The 22,748-nt window shown below is 35.3% G+C and carries 24 protein-coding genes; 5 read left to right on the forward strand and 19 right to left on the reverse strand.

Annotated elements, in window-relative coordinates:
• Nucleotides 1-3: 3 nt before the first annotated feature.
• Nucleotides 4-873 (reverse strand): leucine-rich repeat domain-containing protein, encoded by an 870-nt coding sequence (locus HZI73_RS18895; protein ID WP_212694922.1) that lies wholly within the window; start codon nt 871-873, stop codon nt 4-6.
• A gap of 221 nt (nt 874-1,094) precedes the next feature.
• Between HZI73_RS18895 and HZI73_RS18900 the strand changes: the two genes are divergently transcribed.
• Nucleotides 1,095-1,796 (forward strand): TraX family protein, encoded by a 702-nt coding sequence (locus HZI73_RS18900; protein WP_212694923.1) that lies wholly within the window; start codon nt 1,095-1,097, stop codon nt 1,794-1,796.
• A gap of 62 nt (nt 1,797-1,858) precedes the next feature.
• Here HZI73_RS18900 and HZI73_RS18905 read toward each other — a convergent pair whose 3' ends face one another.
• Together HZI73_RS18905 and HZI73_RS18910 are read right to left on the reverse strand one after the other, a co-directional pair.
• Nucleotides 1,859-2,497, reverse strand: coding sequence for a chloramphenicol acetyltransferase (locus HZI73_RS18905; RefSeq protein ID WP_212694924.1), 639 nt, complete (start codon nt 2,495-2,497; stop codon nt 1,859-1,861).
• Nucleotides 2,498-2,647: 150 nt separating this feature from the next.
• Nucleotides 2,648-3,511 (reverse strand): methionyl aminopeptidase, encoded by an 864-nt coding sequence (locus HZI73_RS18910; RefSeq protein WP_212694925.1) that lies wholly within the window; start codon nt 3,509-3,511, stop codon nt 2,648-2,650.
• A gap of 264 nt (nt 3,512-3,775) precedes the next feature.
• Here HZI73_RS18910 and HZI73_RS18915 point away from each other — a divergent pair, with 264 nt between their 5' ends.
• Complete coding sequence (locus tag HZI73_RS18915) at nt 3,776-5,221, forward strand: DEAD/DEAH box helicase (RefSeq protein ID WP_212694926.1); 1,446 nt, start codon at nt 3,776-3,778, stop codon at nt 5,219-5,221.
• A gap of 75 nt (nt 5,222-5,296) precedes the next feature.
• Here HZI73_RS18915 and HZI73_RS18920 read toward each other — a convergent pair whose 3' ends face one another.
• Complete coding sequence (locus HZI73_RS18920; protein WP_246552212.1) at nt 5,297-5,776, reverse strand: ferritin-like domain-containing protein; 480 nt, start codon at nt 5,774-5,776, stop codon at nt 5,297-5,299.
• A 149-nt stretch (nt 5,777-5,925) separates the two neighbouring features.
• Between HZI73_RS18920 and HZI73_RS18925 the strand changes: the two genes are divergently transcribed.
• Together HZI73_RS18925 and HZI73_RS18930 are read left to right on the forward strand one after the other, a co-directional pair.
• On the forward strand, nt 5,926-7,212 hold the full coding sequence (locus HZI73_RS18925; protein ID WP_212694927.1) for a M28 family metallopeptidase: 1,287 nt from the start codon (nt 5,926-5,928) through the stop codon (nt 7,210-7,212).
• Nucleotides 7,213-7,448: 236 nt separating this feature from the next.
• A complete protein-coding gene (locus HZI73_RS18930) occupies nt 7,449-8,753 on the forward strand; it encodes a UDP-glucose dehydrogenase family protein (protein WP_212694928.1) in 1,305 nt (434 codons plus the stop codon).
• Between the two features lie 191 nt (nt 8,754-8,944).
• Here HZI73_RS18930 and HZI73_RS18935 read toward each other — a convergent pair whose 3' ends face one another.
• The 13 genes from HZI73_RS18935 to HZI73_RS18995 all read right to left on the reverse strand — a co-directional run bounded on the left by HZI73_RS18935 (nt 8,945) and on the right by HZI73_RS18995 (nt 20,507).
• Nucleotides 8,945-10,093, reverse strand: a complete 1,149-nt coding sequence (locus HZI73_RS18935) for a glycosyltransferase family 4 protein (RefSeq protein ID WP_212694929.1) — start codon at nt 10,091-10,093, stop codon at nt 8,945-8,947.
• 16 nt (nt 10,094-10,109) lie between these two features.
• Entirely contained in the window at nt 10,110-11,120 is a 1,011-nt protein-coding gene (locus HZI73_RS18940) for a CotS family spore coat protein (RefSeq protein ID WP_246552550.1), read from the reverse strand.
• A 19-nt stretch (nt 11,121-11,139) separates the two neighbouring features.
• Nucleotides 11,140-12,168 (reverse strand): CotS family spore coat protein, encoded by a 1,029-nt coding sequence (locus HZI73_RS18945; RefSeq protein ID WP_212694931.1) that lies wholly within the window; start codon nt 12,166-12,168, stop codon nt 11,140-11,142.
• 208 nt (nt 12,169-12,376) lie between these two features.
• On the reverse strand, nt 12,377-12,664 hold the full coding sequence (locus HZI73_RS18950) for a transcription initiation factor IIE (protein ID WP_212694932.1): 288 nt from the start codon (nt 12,662-12,664) through the stop codon (nt 12,377-12,379).
• Between the two features lie 174 nt (nt 12,665-12,838).
• Nucleotides 12,839-13,081 (reverse strand): hypothetical protein, encoded by a 243-nt coding sequence (locus HZI73_RS18955; protein ID WP_212694933.1) that lies wholly within the window; start codon nt 13,079-13,081, stop codon nt 12,839-12,841.
• A 112-nt stretch (nt 13,082-13,193) separates the two neighbouring features.
• On the reverse strand, nt 13,194-14,219 hold the full coding sequence (locus tag HZI73_RS18960; protein ID WP_212694934.1) for an ATP-binding cassette domain-containing protein: 1,026 nt from the start codon (nt 14,217-14,219) through the stop codon (nt 13,194-13,196).
• Entirely contained in the window at nt 14,216-14,914 is a 699-nt protein-coding gene (locus HZI73_RS18965) for a GTP-binding protein (protein WP_212694935.1), read from the reverse strand. Before HZI73_RS18965 ends, HZI73_RS18960 begins: the two co-directional genes overlap by 4 nt.
• 15 nt (nt 14,915-14,929) lie before the next feature.
• Entirely contained in the window at nt 14,930-16,156 is a 1,227-nt protein-coding gene (locus HZI73_RS18970; protein WP_212694936.1) for an ABC transporter substrate-binding protein, read from the reverse strand.
• Nucleotides 16,157-16,410: 254 nt separating this feature from the next.
• A complete protein-coding gene (locus HZI73_RS18975) occupies nt 16,411-17,574 on the reverse strand; it encodes an iron-containing alcohol dehydrogenase (RefSeq protein ID WP_212694937.1) in 1,164 nt (387 codons plus the stop codon).
• Between the two features lie 43 nt (nt 17,575-17,617).
• The gene (locus HZI73_RS18980; protein WP_212694938.1) at nt 17,618-18,001 is read right to left on the reverse strand and encodes a MerR family transcriptional regulator; all 384 of its coding nucleotides are present in this window, start codon (nt 17,999-18,001) and stop codon (nt 17,618-17,620) included.
• 352 nt (nt 18,002-18,353) lie between these two features.
• Entirely contained in the window at nt 18,354-18,926 is a 573-nt protein-coding gene (locus tag HZI73_RS18985; RefSeq protein ID WP_212694939.1) for a hypothetical protein, read from the reverse strand.
• A 131-nt stretch (nt 18,927-19,057) separates the two neighbouring features.
• Nucleotides 19,058-19,741 (reverse strand): HAD family hydrolase, encoded by a 684-nt coding sequence (locus tag HZI73_RS18990; protein WP_212694940.1) that lies wholly within the window; start codon nt 19,739-19,741, stop codon nt 19,058-19,060.
• Nucleotides 19,742-19,772: 31 nt separating this feature from the next.
• Nucleotides 19,773-20,507 (reverse strand): flavodoxin family protein, encoded by a 735-nt coding sequence (locus tag HZI73_RS18995; protein ID WP_212694941.1) that lies wholly within the window; start codon nt 20,505-20,507, stop codon nt 19,773-19,775.
• A gap of 130 nt (nt 20,508-20,637) precedes the next feature.
• On the opposite strand from HZI73_RS18995, the gene HZI73_RS19000 reads away from it, so the two are divergent.
• Entirely contained in the window at nt 20,638-20,817 is a 180-nt protein-coding gene (locus HZI73_RS19000) for a hypothetical protein (protein WP_212694942.1), read from the forward strand.
• Nucleotides 20,818-20,867: 50 nt separating this feature from the next.
• Here HZI73_RS19000 and HZI73_RS19005 read toward each other — a convergent pair whose 3' ends face one another.
• Both HZI73_RS19005 and HZI73_RS19010 read right to left on the reverse strand, forming a co-directional pair.
• Entirely contained in the window at nt 20,868-21,902 is a 1,035-nt protein-coding gene (locus HZI73_RS19005; protein ID WP_212694943.1) for a serine hydrolase domain-containing protein, read from the reverse strand.
• Nucleotides 21,903-22,127: 225 nt separating this feature from the next.
• A complete protein-coding gene (locus HZI73_RS19010; protein ID WP_212694944.1) occupies nt 22,128-22,613 on the reverse strand; it encodes an LURP-one-related/scramblase family protein in 486 nt (161 codons plus the stop codon).
• Between the last annotated feature and the right edge of the window lie 135 nt (nt 22,614-22,748).

The following is a 22,748-nucleotide window of genomic DNA, read 5'->3' on the forward strand; positions in this document are numbered from 1 at the left end:
CGATTAATAGCTCCAGACAAATTTACATTTTGGATGATCCTCTTGCAACTCATGTTTTTGCACAGGTGTTAAGTCAAGATTAGCAACTTCTGCATAGCTTAGTTTTTTGAGTTCCTTAAGTACACTCATATCTTTTATGTATGGGTTAAGGGAAAGAGTCAAATGATTAATATTAGGCATGTTTTTCAAGACTGAAATATCACCAATACTATTTTGATCTAAAGTAATATATGTGATTTGAGTTAAATTTTTAAGGCAACTAATATCACCTAGTTTATTTGAATGAACATTTAAAACCCTTAAGTTTATGCAATTTTCTAAAGGTGATAGATCTCTTACAGCATTTTCATTGATAGAAATACCTTCAAGCTTAGGTAAGTATCGACAAACATCAATATCCCAGATACGGCAACTATAGAAATTCATTGCTCTAAGGTCTGAACAATGCTTTAATGGTGATAAATCTGAAATCTTATTACACATAGCTTCAATGCGTTGGAGTTTTGGTAAGTATTTCACAAAATCAATGGTTGTTAAGGCGGTATGTGAAAAATTCACATATTTTAAGTTGACTAATTTTTGTACAAAATCTAAAGACTTAATTTTATTTCGCTGGGGTGATTCATTCCAAGGATCATTTGAAATGTCTAATTCTTCTAGCTGAAAAAGATTTGATAGTGGTGAAAAATCAATTATAGCATTTTGCTTAATTTCTAATTTTACAAGGTTCTCAAAAACCGCAAGATCAGATATATCCATTAATTGTTTGTTATTGAGATTTAACGCTTTTATAGATAGTATATCTGCTTTTGATATGTTGTCTTTACCTAAAAGTTGTTGTACTGCCTTCAAAATAGTTTCATTTTTTAACATATTTTATTCCTCCTAGACAACTTATTTATACTTTATATTACCTTTTATCAAGTATCACGTCAATCAACTAAACAAAAATAGCCCGGAAACAAACTTCTATTATCTAAAAAATCTAGGAAGATTAAATAATTTGCAGGAAGACCATAATCATTAATGCAAATTATAATATGATATGATATAATTACATTTGTAGTCATCGTTTTACATAGGAGGATGATATTATGACTTCAACTAAACTGAAAATTATTGCGTGTGTGACCATGCTTATCGATCATGCGACCCTGTTTTTTGATTCAAAAGCCGATTATAATCTTGTAGCCACCATGCATGCTATTGGTCGACTGGCATTTCCCATATTTGCTTTTCTTATTGCAGAGGGATTTTACCATACGAGAAATGTATATAAATATTTAAGCCGATTATTATTATTTGCAATAATTTCCCAGATACCCTATAATATCGTATTTCAACATGAATGGATTCAATGGGATCAATTAAACATCCTGTTCAATTTCTTCTTTGCTCTATTTGCGCTATGGATTTATAAAAAGAATAAGTATGCTGGTATTGTAGCCGTTATTGTGATTAGCTATCTCAATCAATCGGTGATTCATACAGGTTATGGTGCTTATGGCATACTTCTTGTGTTTTTCTTCTATATCTTTAGAGGAAGTTTTATTAAACAAGCAGGCAGCTTAACGATATTAATGGCTGCTTATATTACTGAACTGCTTATAAGATTCTATCCTAGAACATCCTTTTACATGTTTCTTCAAGGATTTGCGGTGTTAAGCCTTTTTATTCTGTATTTTTATAATGGTAAAAAAGGCAAGGATATTAAATACTTGTTTTATGTATTTTATCCGACACACATAGCTCTACTTGGTATCGTCAACTGGTTGGTGAAATATAAGCTATCGTAAAATATCCATAATAAAGTAAAAAAGCTGCCTTAACCCTATCGGTTTGAGGCAGCTTTACTCTTTCACTTCATATATTTTTCAGGATGATCAAAAAATGCTTGAATCTGTTCATAATAAAGTCCTACATGCATACCATCCATTAAAGCATGATGGGCTTGTATGGATAAGGGCAACATCACTTTATCCCCATCTGTAAAATACTTTCCCCAAGCTATTCGAGGTACACTGTCCACTGGATTCATGTGAATGGGATGCATAATATTTGTAAAGGACACCCAAGGAATGCTGGTCATATAGATCAAATCGTCTCGTTCTTCTTCATCTGCAATGGATATGTTTTTCTTAGCCTTGTCTATTTCTTGTTGACCTGCTTGTAAAAATGCGCTTAATGTATGTTCGTAGGGTATGGTACAAAAATTAAATACCCCATCATCATTCATAATTGTCACAGCAGGATCCACATATTCATGTTCAATCACCTGCTCACCACGTATGCGATAACGAAATTCTTTTATGTGATTAGCAACCTTATAGGTTGCATATACACTAGAAAGAAAAAAAGGGTATTTCTTTTCTTTTATATAACCCAAAAAAGCTGTTATATCTACATTAGCACACAGGTTAAAATGCGGATAATCAAATGCTTTAAAAAAATTAAAATGTTCCTTTCGTTTCCACTTATCCATATCCACTACTTTCACTAGAATCACTCTCCATCTTCATGTTACTTGGAACTTTTACTATCTTGAATAATCTTATAAATCTATGCTTATCTTATCATATTACATGAATACTGAATAGTATGTTTCATGTTTTATTTTAGACTAAACAGCCTACCCTCATTTACTTGTTTAGGTAAGAATACGAGCCCCCTCTTCCGTTACCAGAATCGTATGTTCCCACTGTGCAGACAATCCGCCATCGATTGTTTTAGCTGTCCACCCATCCTTAAGAATTTTAGTTCGATTGCTTCCCTCATTAATCATGGGTTCGATGGTAAATACCATACCTGGTACCATGATCATCCCTTTAATGGGCGTTGCAAAATGATTGATAAAAGGCTTTTCATGAAATGCATAACCGATGCCGTGTCCACCAAAATCCCGAACAACAGAATAACCTTTACTGTTAGCATAATGCTCAATAGCTTCGCCTATAACATTTGTTGCTTCATAAGGTATCACCGATTCAATACCTATCATGAGACAATCATGGGTTATGTCCATGATATCTTTTGCCTTTTTATCCACCTCACCTATTGCATACATTCTACTTGCATCAGAAAAATAGCCTTTATACTCTGTGGAAATATCCACGTTAATGATATCACCATCTTTTAAAACTGTCTGGTCAGGTATACCATGACAAATCACATCATTTATGGATGTACAACAGCTATATTGGTAGCCGTTGAATCCTAATGTAGCAGGCTTTCCACCTCTAGTCGTTGTATAATCATACACAAACTTATCAATGGCTGATGTTGTAATTCCTGCAACAAGCATCTCATTCAGTTCATCCAATATGCCCGTTGTTATTACTGCACTTTCTTCAATACCTTTAATGGCATCTGACGGTTTGATTAATTCTCTATCGGGTATCCTATACCCATCTTGTTCATATTTCTTTAACTGCATATCCGTATTATAGTGACAGTGTTTATATTTTTTACCACTGCCACACCAACATGCATCATTCCTAGATATATCTTTCAACTTACATCACCTCTAATATCCTTTCACCTTTTTATATCTATTAACGGATCTTTTATATCCATACATAATTATCTTCATGTTATGACTAATCTTCTATCTTGTCAAGTCTACATAATGACTTTCAGAAATCTTAACGTATGGGCTAGATTGTATGAATAATAATCCGCCTATTTCTAATAGGATATGTTATAATGTAACGTAATGCTCATCACGATTAATCCTAAAATTAAACCTATAGATGATGTTTTATGAAAGGTAAGAATCATGCAAAATAATACGAATACGTTTTTTAACAAATACCATATCGATGCTAATGTCTGTAAATCCTTATCTTTGATGGGATACAATCAACCGATGCCTGTACAAGAAATTGTCATCCCCCATGTATTAGATGGCTTAGATTTGATTGTACAATCCAATACAGGTAGTGGCAAAACAGCTGCTTTTGGTATTCCTATTGTTCATCACATTAAGATAGATGAAACGCTTCCACAAGCCCTAATATTAACCCCTACAAGAGAACTTGCCGTTCAGATATGTGAAGAAATAGCTGAAATTGGTAAGTATAAAAAAGTACGCTGTTTACCTATATATGGAAAACAACCTATACACATACAACTAAGACAATTAAAGCAACGGGTCCATATAGCTGTTGGAACACCAGGACGCCTATTGGACCTCATTAAGAAAAAGAATCTAAAATTAGAGGCCATGAAATATTTAGTCATTGATGAAGCCGATGAATTACTGAAACGTGGTTTTTGGGAGGAAGTGGAAGCTATTGTCAAAAAAATGCCACTAGAACGTTCTACACTTCTCTTCTCTGCAACCATGCCATCCCAGATAGAGGCTATTTGCGCTGATTATATGCACAATCCCATAAGGATTGAAATGGAACCCAATCAAATACCCATTGACCAAATTAAACAAACATGGTACGAGGTATCTCAAGATTGGAAGTTTAAACTCTTAACGAAAATCTTAGATGTCTATCTACCTAAAAAATGTATGATTTTTTGTAATACAAGAAACAAAGTTGATCAGCTTTCTAACAAACTCTTACGAGGAAAATATAATTGCGTTGCTCTACATGGTAAAATGGCTCAAAAATACCGTTTAAGAGCTATATCGGATTTTAAGAATGGTAAAGTACCCTATCTCATTGCAACAGATTTAGCTGGCAGAGGTATTCATGTGGACCAACTTGATTTGGTGATTAATTATACAATTCCTCATGAGAACGAAAGTTATGTCCACCGAATTGGGCGTACAGGTCGGGTAGGTGAAAAGGGTGAAGCCATCTCTTTTGTTTCAGAACATGATAAAAAAAGATGGTTAGAAATTCAAGCGTTTATTAACTACCAAGTCAAACAAGGGTCTGAGAATATGCTTAGGGGGACACATCCATCACCTTCCATAAAACCAAGAAAAAAAGAAACTCACTCAAAAAATAAAAAGCGGTATCAAGATATTACGAAACTCCGAATAAATGCTGGAAAAAAGAAAAAAATTAGACCTGGAGATATACTTGGTGCTGTTAGCAATTTGCCTGGTATAACATCCGAAGATATTGGCATTATTGATATACATGACACTTGTTCTTATATTGAAATCTTCAATAACAAAGGACTTCGTGTGTTAAATGGGCTTCGTCAAGGCAAAGTAAAAGGACGACCTGTTACAGTAAAAAAAGTTTCCAATCGTTCCTAGAACATATGTTTCAATAAAATAACAGCCTCCACGATGATAGATGCCTATCATTGTGGGAGCTGTTTCTATTTTACCTTATTGATTGAGTGCAAATAAATAATTATATTTTGCAGCATGCTTTAATTCATCTGTAATTATCTCAAATAAAACGTCCCTATAATATCTATTGGGCATAAGCTCTCTAATGGGTCTATATTTCTCAACAGCTCTTAGCTCATCAAATAAAGCAGTTTTTATACCATCCACATAACTAGCCGGCTCTTCAAAAGTAATATTATCAATGGGTTCTATGGTCTCGCCTGTTAAATCTTCATAAATTTGTCTAAAATACATATTATGCTTCTTCTCATCATTACGTATGGAACCAATAATTTGCTTTTCATCTTCTGTTGGCGCAATACTTATGAGATAATCGTAAAACATTTCATCTTCTTTTTCACTTTCAATTGAATCACGAATCATACCCAACACTTCATTAAATTCTTCCATGTAGTCATCACGCATAGGCATGGGTTCTTCATTCATTTCCATCATATTAATTGGATCGAGATACATATAATCCTCCCAAAGTCGTTTTCACTATAATGTATGAAATATACAAGTTGTTGGTTCAACTAAAATGACTTCACTCCAGTTTACATATATGGTATACTACAATTAGACTACATTTGTAGTTGTTTAAATAATGCGAAAGAGGTGCTTATATGAAAAAAAGAATGCTTATACCAGTCCTTATTGTTACCATCATCTTCGTTACTTACATATCACTACGTTATATACAACAAGATACTGTCACTATACAAAAAACAGTTGAAACACTATCTTCTGATGCTTTTAATGGTCGACTTCTTGGCACAGAAGGCAACGAAAAGACCATAGACTATATTACAAAAGTATTTGACAATCTTGATTTAGCAAAATATGATGATGATTATTATCATGAAAGCAGACAAACCATCTATCCACCTCATCAACAAGAACACTTTATGGAAGTTACCTATACGGATGGTACAAGTAAAGTCTATGCCTATGGAGATGATTATCTTGAATACCCTATACCTCATGCAGATGTGACAGCTAAGATAACCACCGATGATAAGGACCCAGACTTAGCCAATAAAATACTTGTACTGGATAAAGCATCAAAAAGCAAATCCTATGGGGTTGAAGCTCAAGGGGTTCTCTTGGAATATGATTCACTCTTCAAATTGAGCTCCATGTTAAAATTAAAAGCTCCAAAGGCGGCCATCTCCCCAGAGTTATTTACACAGTTAACAACACAAGATGTTGACCAAGTAACCATGAAGTTCAAATATGAACCCACTGATATAGATGCCATAAGTGTTGTAGGAAAAATTAAAGGACAAGATTCCACCAAGGCTGTTGTCATATCTGCTCACTTTGATCATGTGGGATGGGCTGGTAATACCATCTTTCGCGGTACCATTGACAATGCTTCTGGCACTGCCATTCTATTGGAATTAGCCAAACGATTAAAGGACCATTCAAAGGATTATACTTTTAAACACGATATCATCTTTGCTGCATTTAATGGTGAGGATTCTTTCTTATTCTGTAGTCATGATTTTGTAAAAGATATAGAAAAGCAATATGATGCATTCTATAACATTAACATTGACTGTATCGGTAAAACCGATGGCGGTGACATAACCATCAATGGTACGCATGATGCATCCCCCATCAATACCACATTAACACAAGCTTTATTAACCAATTTTGAAAAGAATCATGTAACACTGTTAGATGAATTCTATGGTGCAAGTGATCACATCCATTTTGTTAATAACGGTCATGCAGGTATTACCCTTGGCCAAAAAGACCTAATGGGTGAAAACGGCGGTACAATGATTCATACCAAAGATGATAATCTGGACTATGTGGATTATGATGAAATGAGGAAGGTAGCAGATACGCTCTTTGACTTCATACTTACCAATGATGGTACCATCTATGTCCCTACGCCATCCTAAATAATCGTCACACGTTGCTGCATCTACAAAACATAAAGCCGCTGTTGTCCAAGCATGTCAATGATCTAAGACATATTGTTGGATGACAGCAGCTTTTTTTGTTAAATAAATAACAAAAAAGCTTCATCTAGCATTAATCTACCCCTCTTTAATCACATCATTCTTAGAACAAGCATATAATATTGTAAAATAGGAAGCTTGGCTGTATCTGTAAAGCAAAATGAGTAGGTGATTAATTGAAAATATGTGTAATAGGTGCTGGATATGTAGGACTCGTAGCCGCATTATCCTTTGCAACATTTAAAAACAACGTTATATGTGTCGAAAAAGATCAAGAAAAAGTGGATAAATTAAAACAAGGTGTTCCTATTATATATGAGAAAGGGTTAGAACCCTTATTAAAAACATGTTTATCGAAAAAAAAGATAATATTTACAACGGATATAGATAGGGCTGTTAAGAAATCTGATATTATATTTATAGCTGTAGGAACACCTACTAAAGAGGATTGGAGTGTTGATGTATCCCAGGTCATGGAAGTGGCTAATCAAATATCTCAATCCATAAACACGTATAAAATTATTGTAACGAAAAGTACTGTTCCTGTGGGAACACAAAAGCGTATTAAGGACATTATCCATGATAATGGGGTACAAGAAAACAAGTATGATGTGGTGTCAAACCCTGAATTTTTACGAGAAGGTAGAGCTATCAACGATTTTTTACATGGTGAAAGAATTGTTCTAGGCTGTGATTCAGAAAAAGCTAGTAGCATCATGAAAAAATTGTACAAACCTTTAAGAACCCCTGTTATTGTAACGACCCCTCCAACAGCAGAGCTGATTAAGTATGCTTCCAATGCTTTCCTGGCAACTAAAATATCTTTTATTAATGAATTAGCTAATCTCAGCAATATTGTTGAAGCTGATATAGATACCATTGCTTATGCCCTAGGTATGGATAAACGTATATCCCCTGAATTCTTACAGGCAGGTATTGGCTATGGTGGATCCTGTTTCCCAAAAGACACAAAAGCGCTCGTTAATATCGGTAAACATTATGACTATGACTTTCGTATTGTTAAAAGTGCCATTGATGTTAATGAAACCCAACGCCTTCTTCCTATTGACATATTATTAAATCATTATGAAAGCTTGGAAGGTAAAATCATTACCCTATTGGGTCTTACATTCAAACCGGGAACGGACGATATAAGAGAAGCGCCTTCCCTATACATTATTAAGGCCTTACTTGAAAAAGGTGCCATCGTTAAGTGTTATGATCCCATGGTAAGTAATGAGATTAAAAAAATATACCCTCAACTGACCTACTGTGATGACCTCTATGACAGTGTTGTTGATTCGGAGTGTCTTATACTCTGTACTGAATTAGATGATATCTATCAAATGGACCTCAAGAAAGTGGTTAAGAAAATGATGAATGCTATCATGATTGATGGAAGAAACATGTTTGACATGGATGAGGTGAAATCTAAGGGGTTTAAGGGTTACTATTCTATGGGAAAAGGATCTTATACGTAAGTACTGTAAATACATGATAAAAGCGACTACGTGGCATCTTGTAAAGCAAGTTGTTGCGTTAGAAAATTTCCTTGACGCATATGAAAACGCTTCTATTTCATATGCTAGTTCGAGGATTTTCCTATAACTATAAGAATAAAAAAGTGTGCTGTGCACACTTTTTTCATGAATAATATAGGATGATACGACCATTATTTTACTGTTTCAAACAAGGCTAATAATTGATTCGCTACCCTTCTGAACGTATAGTGTTCTTCTGCATCTTGACGAGCTTGTTTTCCCATAGCTGCAGCCTCATCAGGGTGATCTAATAGATAGGTTATCTGCTCTGCCATTGCTGCTGGATTATCATAATCATCAATGACAATACCATTAACATGTTGCTGGAATAACTCAGCGTTACCACCACGATTGGTTGTTATAATGGGTAGACCTGCTGCCATGCCTTCATAGTGAATACGAGCTAAAGGTTCGCGCCATTGTGAGGCACATATGAAGATATCACCAATGTTATAAAAATCTGGAATTTCATCTGTTGCTAAAAAACCAGTAAAGACAACCGGACCAGGTAAGGTCTTGGATTCTTCATGTATTTTAGTGGTAAATTCATCGATCTCATTGCTTCCATACCACTTACTTCCAACAAATACTACAGCTGTATCAGGATGCGTTTCCATCACAGACCTCATGGCTTCTAAAACGATTTGCTGCCCTTTCTTGGCACTCAATCTGCTCACACATAAGACTACTTTTCGCCCTTCTATTTTATATTTCTTTAACAGTTGATTTTTTATTGCTAGTGCTTCCTTAGAGCCAGCTGGGTGATAGAGATCAACATTTGCAGCTGAATAAACAGGATGTACTTTTCCCATAGCAGAAGGATACATGTTAATCACTTCGTTACCAATGAATTTACTTACCGTTGTAATAAACTCTACTTTATCAATCACTTCTCTGGCTTGGGGCGGTGATATTTTCTTAGGTATCATCATTTCATTATGCAAACTAAGACTGAACTTGGTATGGGGTACCACTTGACTCAATTGTTTAACCCACTTTGGTCGATTAAACACGTGAATTAAGTCAAAGGATTCTTTGTTCATACTCAATACTTGTTTTATATTCCTCACATATTCTGATTTTGTTCTTGCACCAAGGCGAATAAATGTAATGTTGCCATTGGTTTCTTTCTCCGGTAAATCACCCTTTAAAACTGAAAACACGGTGACACGATGCACCTTGGCTATCATCGGTAATATATTATCAATATAAAGCTGAATAGCTCCCCCAAGTACAGGTGGAACAGGTAACTTATCTGTGCAAACAAATGCAATATTCATAGCGTCCCCCCTCTCTCTAGTGCCACTGATTAAGAATTGCTATTTTTTGTTGCTCCAATTTTGCAATTTTAGCGATCTTACCAGGATTCACGGATTTGTTTTTGGCGAATATATTTTTGATGGTGCCAAAAAACCAGTGTGGAAATAGCATATCAATTTTTAGAACTTCTTTGTCTTCTGATGATAAAAGATTGTTTTTATTGTACATAGCCAAAATGTTATGGATATCATCTAATTCCCATTTCCCCCGTTTTTCTGCTCTTTTGCCAATAATTTTTCTTAGATCACGAGCAGGCAGGTCATAGGTGACACCATCCAGATCAATAATGTATACGTCATCAGTGGTTCCAATGGCATTACCAGAACCATAATCTTGATGGCACATGGTTGATTCATGTAATGCTTTGTTGGTTAATTGACCATAAGAGGATTTTTCAAGCTGCTCAATGGCTTGATTACATAATGCTATGATGCCATCAATGTATTGCAGATACGTTTTATACCCACTATGTGAAGGGTTCTCACTGGCTATCCCCTTCCATTTCTCCATTCTATTGCGCATGGATGTATATTGGTCAACCCATCTTCCAAGCTTTGTGGATATTTTTGCTCCTTCGGGTGCTTGATAACCTGTAGACATGGCATGAAAAGCGGCTAATCCTTCAATGCCCCTAACAAAATCAGCTGATTTCGTAAAATTAAGGTCTCTTCCATGAATCCATTCGTAGAGAACAAACAATTGTTCGTTATGAATGGTAATTGCCTCACCTGAGGTATTCAGATGGATTTTAGGTACTTTTCCACCTTTAGTATAGATATGGCGTTGAGCATTCACGGAAAAAGTAGCTTTTTCAAGGGTATGTCGAAGGCGTTTCAAACATAATGTTTCACCATTATAATTAAATCGCCATAAACTTTTTAAACCATCATTTTGTATCACTTTAATATCTTGAGGGACAATATTATATTTTGAAAGTACATGACTGGCTATATCCATTAATTCACTCAATGAATTGGTTACTTTCATTAATCTCACGTTCCTTTCTTTATAATAATGAATCGATGATGCTATTGAATGCTTCAATGATAGGCTCTTTTGATTTTTCAATAGCAATCACATGCTTCAACTTCTTAACGTATTTATCTTCTGACCAACTTGCTTCTCTTTGTTGATAATATTTACTCATAAGTCCTACAAACAAATGGGGATACATGATAGTTGGTAATAGTACCTGCCATTGCCATGCTTCTAGTGGATTTTCTTCTTGGTACCATGCTAGAATGTCTCTTGTTAAGGAAATATCCCATCCTTCACGTTTTTTCATAATTTTATTAAGGAACTTTCGTATGTCTTTTGTTGGTAAATCAAAGGCTATGGAATCTGGATCAAGTACATAGATATGCCCTGTTGGATCCAATATTAAATTCCCATCAATGAAATCTTGATGAACCAAACATCCTGCTTGTTTCATGTCTTCTGACCATTTGTTGTATTGGGATTGATGATGGATAGCAAGAGCCTTATCCACGATATCACGAAACAATGGATACTCTGTCAAAATCAACAGTCCAAAGGCAGAATGCTCTTGTTTTGCCTTTTCTTCTTCATAAAACCCGTTTAATTGTTCCATCTTTTTACTCACTTTATGACCCCATGTTCCAAGCAGATCATTGGGTTTACTGCCACTTGGTGCTTGAAACCCGACAGAAGCTGCATGAAACTTAGCCAGTTCTTTTATGATCATCTCAAGCCCTGCCCTTTTTTTAGAACTAGGTGCATTGCCTTTGATGGCTTCGTTAAGGACATAGTTAGCGCCATCTACTTGAACATATTTTTCTCCCTGTTTTGAAGGTAATATTGCAGGCATCTTAATGCCTCGCTCTACCAGGTATTCGATTGCTGCAATGATAAAGTCAAATTTATCACATGGAATTGAATTTTTCTTTAGAATTTTATAGCCTTCTGGTGTTTCAATCCACCATACACCCTTTTTCACTTTGTAATTCTCATTTCTAATACGAAGAACCTCCATATCATATGCACTTAAAACTTTTGATAAGTCTTCAACTGGCATGTATGAATCAACTCCTTTTACACATATTTTCTATGAAGAACTGTCCCTTCATTTCATGAAGATAGACTCTCTTCAGCGTTAAGCTTAAACCATATAGGCAAGCAGACCATCTACTAAGACGTTTAATGGTCTAAATAGCTAAATAGAGTCTATCTCCTAGAAACTGCTAACCATCAAAATGTTTTATGGACAGCCTTGTTATCTTATTTTAGAGATAATAATCCTTTGGGTTTTTAAACATGTCTTCTCCTTCTTGCTCCTCTTCCTCTTCATCAAATTCTGGTTCTTCGCCCCAATTAATCTTTAGTCCAAAAGAGCCGTAATTGTACTCTTCATCATATTCAAATTTTACTTTGAATTCAAATTCTTCGCCGCTTGGTAAGAAAACATCTTCGCCTTCAATCTGTAATTCGCCTTTGAATAATTTCGAAAGCATTGAATTTAGAAAATGTACACCTTCTTTTTTATTGCCTACAAAAACCTCTTTACACTTCAAATTCTGTTCCTCCTTATTTTTAATACCATCATAACAACTTCAATGAATGTCTGTTATACATTTTTAAAGTTACTATAGTATATGAATAAGAAAAAAAAGTGTTCACCTTGTACACAAAAAATTGTACAAACAAAAAAACGTCAACCCCTATAGGATCAACGTTTTATCCATTGACTAATAGTCAATACCTGCTGCCATTACATTATCTGGATCAAAAGCATGACATGGTGTAACACCAAAAACCATTCCACAATGGGGACATTTATCTTCAAATGTTACCATTTCAAATGATTGATCACATGCCTCACATTCTATGGTAAGGGGCATGGGCATATGCTGTGTCGAAAATCCCATCATTCTTACCTTATCAACCACTTGTTTTCCATTTTCAAAACTTCCTGAACATCCTTCGTGCATTCTAATATCCTCCTTTAAGGCAACTTTTATTTTTTACTATGTGACCATAACTAAACCACAATCCATTGCATTGCTGTTATAAAACAGTTAATAAACGTATACCAATCGTACACTATGCATGAAGTAATCCTTCATGAATCATATCACCTGTTCTCAGTGTAGAACGCATAGCTTTTATGACCTTATCCATTTTTTCTAGTTCAATGAGCATTTCTTTTTCCTCATCACCAGTTTCAATGACTTTATAGATACCGCCGTTCTTGATGACAATACGTTTATCTGCCATAAGCGCTAAGCTAGGGTCATGAGTAGCCATGAGCACAATCTTCTCTTTACTCACTAAGAGATTAAGGGCTTTCTTACGATCAATACCAGCATTCTCTATTTCATCAATAAGCACAATTGGTGATGTGCTGAGTATGGCAGTATCTGCAATCATAAGCGCTCTAGACTGACCTCCGCTAAGGCTGGTAATGGGTGTATCCAGATCAAATTTCTCACCAGCTAGATGATTAGCTGCTTCAATGATTTTCTTAATGACACCTTCTTCATTCTCTACCATACGGCTTTTTGCATGGAGCTCTAAGAATTCATTCACCGTTAAGTCCATGACAAAATTCATATTCTGAGATAACTGAGCTACTAGTTTATTGCCAGAGGAAAAACGCCACTTTTTATCTGGCTCTTCACCATTAATTAAAATGGAGCGACCTGTGGGTGTATCGTTCATGGCTGTCCATTCAATATCGGCTAGTAAACGGCTCTTCCCAGAACCAGTAGGACCCACGATGGACACAATCTCACTTTTATGAATAACAAGCTCACCAAAGCCTTCTCTGTTTCCTGATTTATCATGCCCTGCAAGGATGGTTAAGGATTCTACCCCTTTTTCTTCCTTGATACCTAGGAATGTAAGCATCTGATTAATATAAATCACAATGTCATCCATTAGTTTTGAGGTATCAATAGCCCACTCTTCAATATCTTCTTCTGAAAAATGATCCAGATATGCTTTGAAAGTTGATGCTTTATAAGCATCCACATCTAACTTGTTATCTGCAAAGAAAGACATAATGAAGGGGTATTTTTCTTCTAGTTCGCCAATGGTCAATGTATTTAACATGTCTTTACGTATCATTTTTCCTCACCTAATTTCATTTTTCTGACGTTACCCATCTGATAATCTTCCCCAATACGTGTTTCTCCAAGACAATAAGAACACATAGCCGATGGCATGGAAAAGCGAAGTTGTTTTCCTTTAACGGAATCTATATCTGCTGTTTCATCATATAATAGGGTGCTTAGTTCATAAGCTCCTTGCCCTGTCAACCCATTAATATGCATGGTGACTGCTTTTGGATTCACGGAATTAACTTTTGATGAAAAGACTTCTCGTTCAGCTTGGGAGACAATATCACCTTTGGTGATCACAACAATATCTGCTGACTTAAGCATGGGTCCAATTTTTTTAGGTGTGTTAATACCACTTAAGTTATCAATCACACAGATGGCATTAATGTCTTTGATATAGGGTGAACAACGGTTACATAAACCGGCACTTTCTGTAATGAGCAAATCCAGATTTTCTTCAATGCCCCATTGTACCACTTCTTCAATATTGCTAACAAAATAATGGTCTGGACAAAGAGAACCTGAAAGACCTTTTTTAACAGGTACACCTGCCTTCTCATATAAAATATCGTCATCTGTATAGAGGCAATCAAACTTCACAACACCTACGGATAACCCTCTTTGTTGCAAGGCTTGAATGGTTTTTAAAATAACAGAGGTTTTTCCTGATGATGGAGGTCCTGAAATCGTTACTAAATTCATGGCTAACCACCCTTTCTATTCTATGGTTTCATTAAATATCTTTTCGCATTTTTCAATTAACCCACCAATGTCTGTCTCCTTAATATAGTCCCAACCAAGCCACATGTACTGGTGCTCGTTAGAAATCATATTGTCCACTTCTGGATTGACACTTGGGAACTTGCCATTATGTGCAAGAATTTCGCCGACATCTTTAGAGGCAAAGAAATCCACAACAGGTTTTAACAACTCTTTTTTATCTTTTTTAGCTAATAAGAATATGGGGCTAATAATGGCACCATCTGATGGCCATATAGCCGTCATTGGACCGCCACGTTTTGTCATTTTGGTGAAGAAATATGGCATAATGGTCACAACAGGTTTGTCGTATTTTTTACGATGCGATTTAACCATTTCTGATGGGTGCATACTTTTTAGCAAGCTTTTTCCTAATTTCCGTACACCTTCTTCGCCGTACTTCTGGTGAATATTTAATAAAATGGCATTGAATAAATCAAAATCACCTATGGGCAGACTCACGCAATTTTCAAATTCAGGTTTTAATATATCTTCCCATGACCTTGGTATGCTTCGCCCATTCAGCTCTTCTGTATTCACTAAGAATACTGCTGGCACAACCCCTATCATGGAGTAGCTTTTATCGGGGTCTTTTAGAGCGATACGGTCATTTTCAAAATCCTTATTATAATGTTCGAACCCTGTAATATCTTCAAAAACACCTTCTTCTTTAAACTTACCAATTAAATGTTTATCAAAAAACAAATCAAATCCAGCAGAAATAAAAACATCTGCAAGCACATCTGGATTTTCTGCCTTTTCTAGAGATTCCTTTAACCAATCAACGCCCATAGAAGCAGCTTTTAATTCATAATCAATTTTGATGCCCAAATGACTACCTGTATCTTCCATCCACTTTGTGAAACCTTCCATTAATGGAATTCTTACAGGGCAGGGTAATATCCCTTCAATTTTTACATTAGCACCTTCATGGGTTCCTTTATCCGCTTCATCTTGAATGGCCTTGTTGTGATTAATAGCATCTTCAAGGTTTTCAATAAAAACATCCACGTTTATTTTTTTCATTTTCATAGCAGCTTCAAGGTTAATCATTTTTCCAATGGTTTCTCTTTGTTTTTCATCACCCATACTCTCAAAACCGATTGATATAAACAAATCAATGGTTTCTGGATATCTATTGGTTATAGCATATAAGGTATCTGTTTGTTTCACATAATTAGCCATATCATCCATCCTTTCATATTTGTTCCATATTTTTCATCTATTTATAAAGGGTAACATGCTAAAGTTATCATACTAAAAGCTTTTTCTATTTGTTTCTTATTATACCTGTTTTTTAAGATTTCACCGTATCTTATGTTACCAACTTCATGTTTTATGTGTTATCAGAACCCAAAAAAGGACTGTCCACTGAAAAATAGCATAGCCTATGCTATTTTTTTTCTGGACAGTCCCATATTCGCTTATGGATACGACTATTATTTAGCTAATTGTAATATGTCGATAATAGCTTCTTTGTTAAGGGGTACATAACTACCCATTGTACCATCGCCAACTGCTTTTGTTGCCATTTCTTCAATACGGTCCTCAGGTATATCCGCATCACTTAATCGAATAGGCATATCAATGGACTTTAAAAAGGCTTCAAATCGTCTGATACCTTCAAGGGCAACCCCTTCATGATCTTCGGGCAGGTAATCCACATCCCATACGCGAACAGCAAATTGTACTAATTTATTTGGGTTATGTTTTAAACAATATTTCATCCAAGCAGGAAATACAATAGCAAGTCCTGCACCATGTGCAATATCATAGATGCCGCTTATTTCGTGCTCGATATCATGGGAAGCCCAATCGGATTGGCGACCTGTTCCTAACAGGTCATTATGAGCAACCGTACTTGCCCACATAATTTCAGCTCTTGCATGGTAATCCTCTGGTTGTCTTAAGACTTTTGGTACATTATGAATCATGGTTTTTAAGGTAGCTTCACTTAATCTGTCTGTTAAATCAACATGTTGTGTATTGGTGAAATAACGCTCCATGACATGAGCCATGATATCCACCGAACCACATGATGTTTGATAGGCTGGTAATGTATAGGTGATTTCTGGGTTCATAATCGCAAATTTTGGTCTTAATAACAGACTACCTGTAGGGCGCTTATACCAACCCTCTTCATTGGTGATAACCGTCCCTGCACTTGTTTCACTGCCAGCAGCAGGAATGGTGAGAACAACACCAATAGGTAATGCAGCCTCTATTTGACCCTTACCGCTAAAGAAATCCCATACATCACCATCATACAAAACACCCATGGCTATGGCCTTTGCTGAATCAATAACGCTTCCTCCACCAACAGCCAAAATAAAATCAATATGATGCTTTTTACACAGGTCTATACCTTCTTGTACAAGGGACAATCTTGGATTAGGCTTAACCCCACCAAGTTCCACATAGTCTACATGTGCATCCTTTAATGATGCAATGATGCGGTCGTATAAACCAATTTTTTTAATACTCCCGCCACCATAGTGTAAAAGCACTTTTTTACCGTATTTTCGAGTTTCAGTACCCACTTGGTTTTCGGTATTTTTTCCAAAAATAATTTCTGTCTTATTATCAAATCGAAAATCTAACATGTTTATCTCTCCTTATTTCTATCTAAACTTTTGGTTATCCTTGTTAAACCATTTCTTTTTCTAAGTGACGAATTTTATTGTCAATTTTTTCAAGGCTTTTTTGCAGTTCTTCTATATGTTGCATCACTTGTTTACGATGTTCCAGTAGAATCTCTTTTTTCCTGGTGCTGTTAAAACGACTTTGCCCTTTCATACTAAGACTTATAATCTCCCTAATACCAGCCAAAGACATACCTGTATCTTTTAAGCATCGAACAAAATCAATCCAGAACAGGTCATCGTCGTTATACATTCTTATGCCACTAGCATTTCTATGTATAATGGGTATTAGCCCCTCTTTTTCATAATAACGTAGCGTGTAGGTGCTTAACCCCACTTTTTCAGCTGTCTGTCCAATTGTATAGCCCATGCTTTCACCTTCCATCATATTATGGTATTGGAACTATCGCAAGTTTATTATATGCCTTATAGTTAACTCTAAGTCAAGCATTAATTTATTTTTTCGTAAAATGAATCCTTTAAGCTTATTTTTTGTTTAGATGGTAACACACTAAAAAAGATCTATAATCAGAATAGCATTAGAATAGCTACTAAGTATACATCTTTCATTCGGTTAATCCATATTTCTTCACGTTGAATTCTTAAAGGATTCAAGTCTTAAAAGAGGCTATCTTATAAAATACCCTTTTTACTCTTCTAAACACATTTAATAGGAATAACTTTGACTTAAATCCTGATATATTTCTAATACATCTATGTACGTATGACTTTCTTCAAAATTAACTGCATACAAGTTCATCATCTAAATGTCTATATTTCTGGAAATCGGAAAGTTTACCTTCATAAATAATATCCACATTATCTAATTGATAAAAATCTATTGTTGATACGAGATAACTTTTTTTGTTGAATAATTTCACACCGCTTCTTTCATGAACATGGGCTACAAAATGTGTACACACATACCCATAAGGTACTTTTAAAGGTATATTAAAAGGCATAGTAAATAAACAGAAAATATTATAATAGAATCGCCTTTTACGCTGTTTGAAGTATTCAATATTCTGAATGAGTTGTTTACGCTGTTCTGTTGTAATTTTTATCTTTAACACTAAACAAGTGGTATCTTTAAAATTAGCAAATGTTCCTCTGTCCACATACTCTCTTACAAAACCGGCTATAAGCGGGTTTCTGGGAAACTTTCTACCAAAGCTATACATTTCATTCAATTCTTCGTCAAGAGCAACTGATACATGGTTGTAAGGAATCTTCGTATACTTTTTAATTAATCGTGTTAAAATAGAACCCGTATCGGAAAGCATTATATATGTGTAGCGTGTCTCTTTCTTCATGCCCAACCCTCGTTTATTACATAATCTCATTAACATTCATCTTCTATGTTGCAATGTTACCACAAATTGTCTAAAAGTACAATTAAAATAGTATTAAAAAACACCGTATAATGTTAAATTTTACGTCATATTTATTTTCGAGAAAGCCCATCTAATATACGCCAGCTCCGCTCCTTTGCTGCTTTTTTTAGATGACGATCAGGATTAACAGCAATTGGATTACCTACTGCTTCAAGTAAAGATATATCCGAATAACCATCTGTAAGGGCCATACTCTTCTTCCAATTAATTTTTTCATCTTGGAATATTTCTTTCACTTTATCCAATTTTTGCTCACCACTAATAATGTTTATTCCTTGTTCCAAGTCAACGATACCATTGGTATAATTCAAGGATGTGCCAATCACCGTATCCATTTCTAGAAAAGCCCCAATGGGATAGATGAACTTGCTATGAGCACCTGATAATAATACCGTATGATACCCCTTCTTTTTAGCAATTTCAAGTTCATGTAAGACACCTAAGTTTAATAATTCCCTAGCTTCTATGGCACATTTTTCAAAAAAAACCTCGATTTGTTCTTCTGTCATGTTTTTAAACACGCGATTAAAGCGTTTAATGGCCATGACTTTCATCTCTGACTTGGATAACCGACCGATCCCTGATTTATACTGTATGTATAAAAAAACAATAGAGAAAAATACTTTATAATATCGGATTGCTGGATATCGAAATGACCGCCATCTGGATAACAAAAAAGGTAATGTATCCACTTGAAGTAGTGTTTTATCGAAATCAAAAATTGCTAATTTCATTTAATTCCTCCTCATTCGTAACATAACTGCATTATACCTTATTTATTTTACGATATAGTCGCTTAAAAAACAAGTGACCAAACAGTTTTTTTAAAGGATGCAATCGGCTATCGAAAAAATACGCTTTTTGATGCCAGCCTTTTTCAACCCAATAATTTCTGTCTATGTCAAGGAGTTTCAATGCCAACGCTTTGTAGACTGAGAAATAAATAATTTGACCAAAAGATGGTCGATAATGTTCCATGGGCATGGCTAAATGCTGTAAAAATTTGTTATATTCTTCAGGTACTATTTTTTTATCCATGGTGGATACTTTTCGCCCAATTGTATCTGTTGGAAAAGCTCCCCATTGAAGAGCTACATTCTTTAGATATTTTGAAGTAGCCTTAATACCTGAACCTGCTGTGGATATGACAAATAGCATAGGTACACCATACAATGCTGGCCGATGTGCCCATTTGCATGTACGATCAAAAAAATTCTTTAGCATACCGCTTACTTGATTCATATAGACAGGTGAACCGATAACAATACCATCATAGGTTAGGAGTTTTTTCATGAGTTTTTGAGAATCATCTTGTATAGGGCAGCGATCCGTCATAATACATGCTTCACAACCGGCACATGCTTTTATGCTATAGTCATGGAGATGTATAATATCCATATGAATGTCCAACGGTTTTAGTTGTTCTTTCAATTCAATCAGCAAACCATACGTGTTTTTCTTACGTTTGCTGCTGTTAATGGCTATTACTTTTTTTCCCATAAACCAACTGGCCTCCATTTATTTCATGGTTAATTTTTGGACATGTTACTTATAATAATAATGATTATATATGTTCTTGATCACATAATCAAGTTTCTTAGTCTATATCTATTATAAAGGATGGTCATATATGAAAAATCTTAACAAACTGAACGAGATGCCAATAGCTGAGCTTAATCACCATGAACTGGATAAGCTCACCCATCTTGAGAAAGATCTGAATGAGAAGTACTACATCATTGCATTTGATCGTCAACAGGATACAACCCCTATGGATGATCAGTCACGGCAATATGTTTATTATGAGTAATACCCATTAGATGACATAAAGGCACCCGAGGGGGTGCCTTTATTGTTATGCTATTTCTTGATAATCATATCATGTATGGCCCAGCCTAATTTCCCTGCATTAAAACCTTCATTACCTAATATGATAATATGAATATCTTCTTGTGGGTAGTAATACACGCGACTGCTGAACCCATATTCTTCTCCTGTATGACCGCCTCTTACAATATGATGCTCTTCATCTAGTAAGTAATAATTAGCGTAACCATACTTCCATACATAATCCCTAAAGCCATTGGAACCTTCATCGATAACATAGGGGGTCAGTAACTTATTGGTCATGTCATCATTCAGTAATAGACCATGTCGTAATCCCTCAATAAAAAGCATCAAGTCGTCAACGGTAGATGTTGCTCCACCATCAGAAGCTGCTGTTGGGGTTGCTGTATAGATATTTCTTATCCATTTACCCTCCATTTGTTCATAACCTTCAGCCACTTCTGGTATCACTTCATCCAAGCTATAAAAACCTGAGTTTTTCATACCTAATTTATCAAATATATGTTGCTTAATGTAGGCATCGTAACACATACCGGATACCTTCTCTATGGCCAAACCTAGTAAAATATAACCTGCATTATTATAGTGAAAGGTTTCACCAGGCGTTGAAATTGGGTCAAGGGCTATGAATAATTTCATATAATCTTGTAAGGTTCTCATGGTATAGATAGGTGTTTCCTGCCACATTTTTTCCCATGCTTCATCCCCTGCTGATTCGTCATAATAATCAGCAATACCTGATGTATGGGTTAATAAATGATGTATGGTTATTTCTTTTGATAATGTTGTGTTCTTAAGGTTTAATAGCTCCACAATGCTTGTGTGCACATTCAGCTTACCTTCTTGAATAAGTTGCAGTATTGCAACCGCTGTAAACATCTTAGATACAGAAGCTATTCTAAACTTCGTATGTATCTGGTTGGGTACAAGAAAGCTTCGATTGGCATAGCCATAACTTTCCTTTAATAACGTTGTTTCACCTTGCTTTATATATACAACACCGTTAAAATGATCAAGTGCTCCTTGCTCATGTAATGTCTTTATCATATCTTTTAACATAAACGTCACCTCTTCTATTCATTGTCCACTCTAATGAATGGCATATTGTCATGCATCTAGGTTCTATTTATATTATCATGTTTTCACCTCTTCATTATCATCGTTCAAGGTATTTCGTTCATTATATTATCATGTTTCCACCTCTAATTCGTGGTTTCGACCCTGCTTCGACTATGTTAAAAAAGATATGAAATGACGTCTTATATAAGGTGCTTAATGCCTATTTTTATTATCATGAATAATCTGATCGATAACAATCACCAGTGCCAGTATAAAACCATAATCTTCTTGATCGCTTACATCCACACCATAGGTATCTGAAAAACTGAAAAATTGTTTTGAAACAGTAGCTACCCGTCCCCCGTTTTTATTCACTTCAAAACTATAATTAAAAGGCTGTCCTTCAATATCATAACTGCCATACTCGCTATCAATCATGAATTTCGAGCCAAAAAAGGATATTTTCTTCTTAACAGTGGCTACTGGTCTACCTCCACCATAGATGGTGTATTCTGGCAGCAAGCGCATTAATTTTTGCTCGATATAGAATAACTCTTGCCCTGCCATGTTGTATAACCGTAGTTTATCACCTAAACTAAAGACTTTTCCTTTCACAATGAAGTAATCATTGCCTGTTGCATCTTTGATGGTAAAATCATCACCAAAACTGAATACTTTTTCTCTTACTTGAAAACGCATGCTATCTCCCTCATCTCAATGTTTTATGTGACGTTTCGTTATCCAGCTAAGCACTGCCTTCTACAGGTTAAGCTTGACAACATTCGTCATTATATTATAGCATTATTATTCTACCCCTTCAACCAAGATTATATG

Origin of the sequence: Vallitalea pronyensis, assembly GCF_018141445.1 — a bacterium.
In the GTDB taxonomy this organism is placed as follows: domain Bacteria; phylum Bacillota; class Clostridia; order Lachnospirales; family Vallitaleaceae; genus Vallitalea; species Vallitalea pronyensis.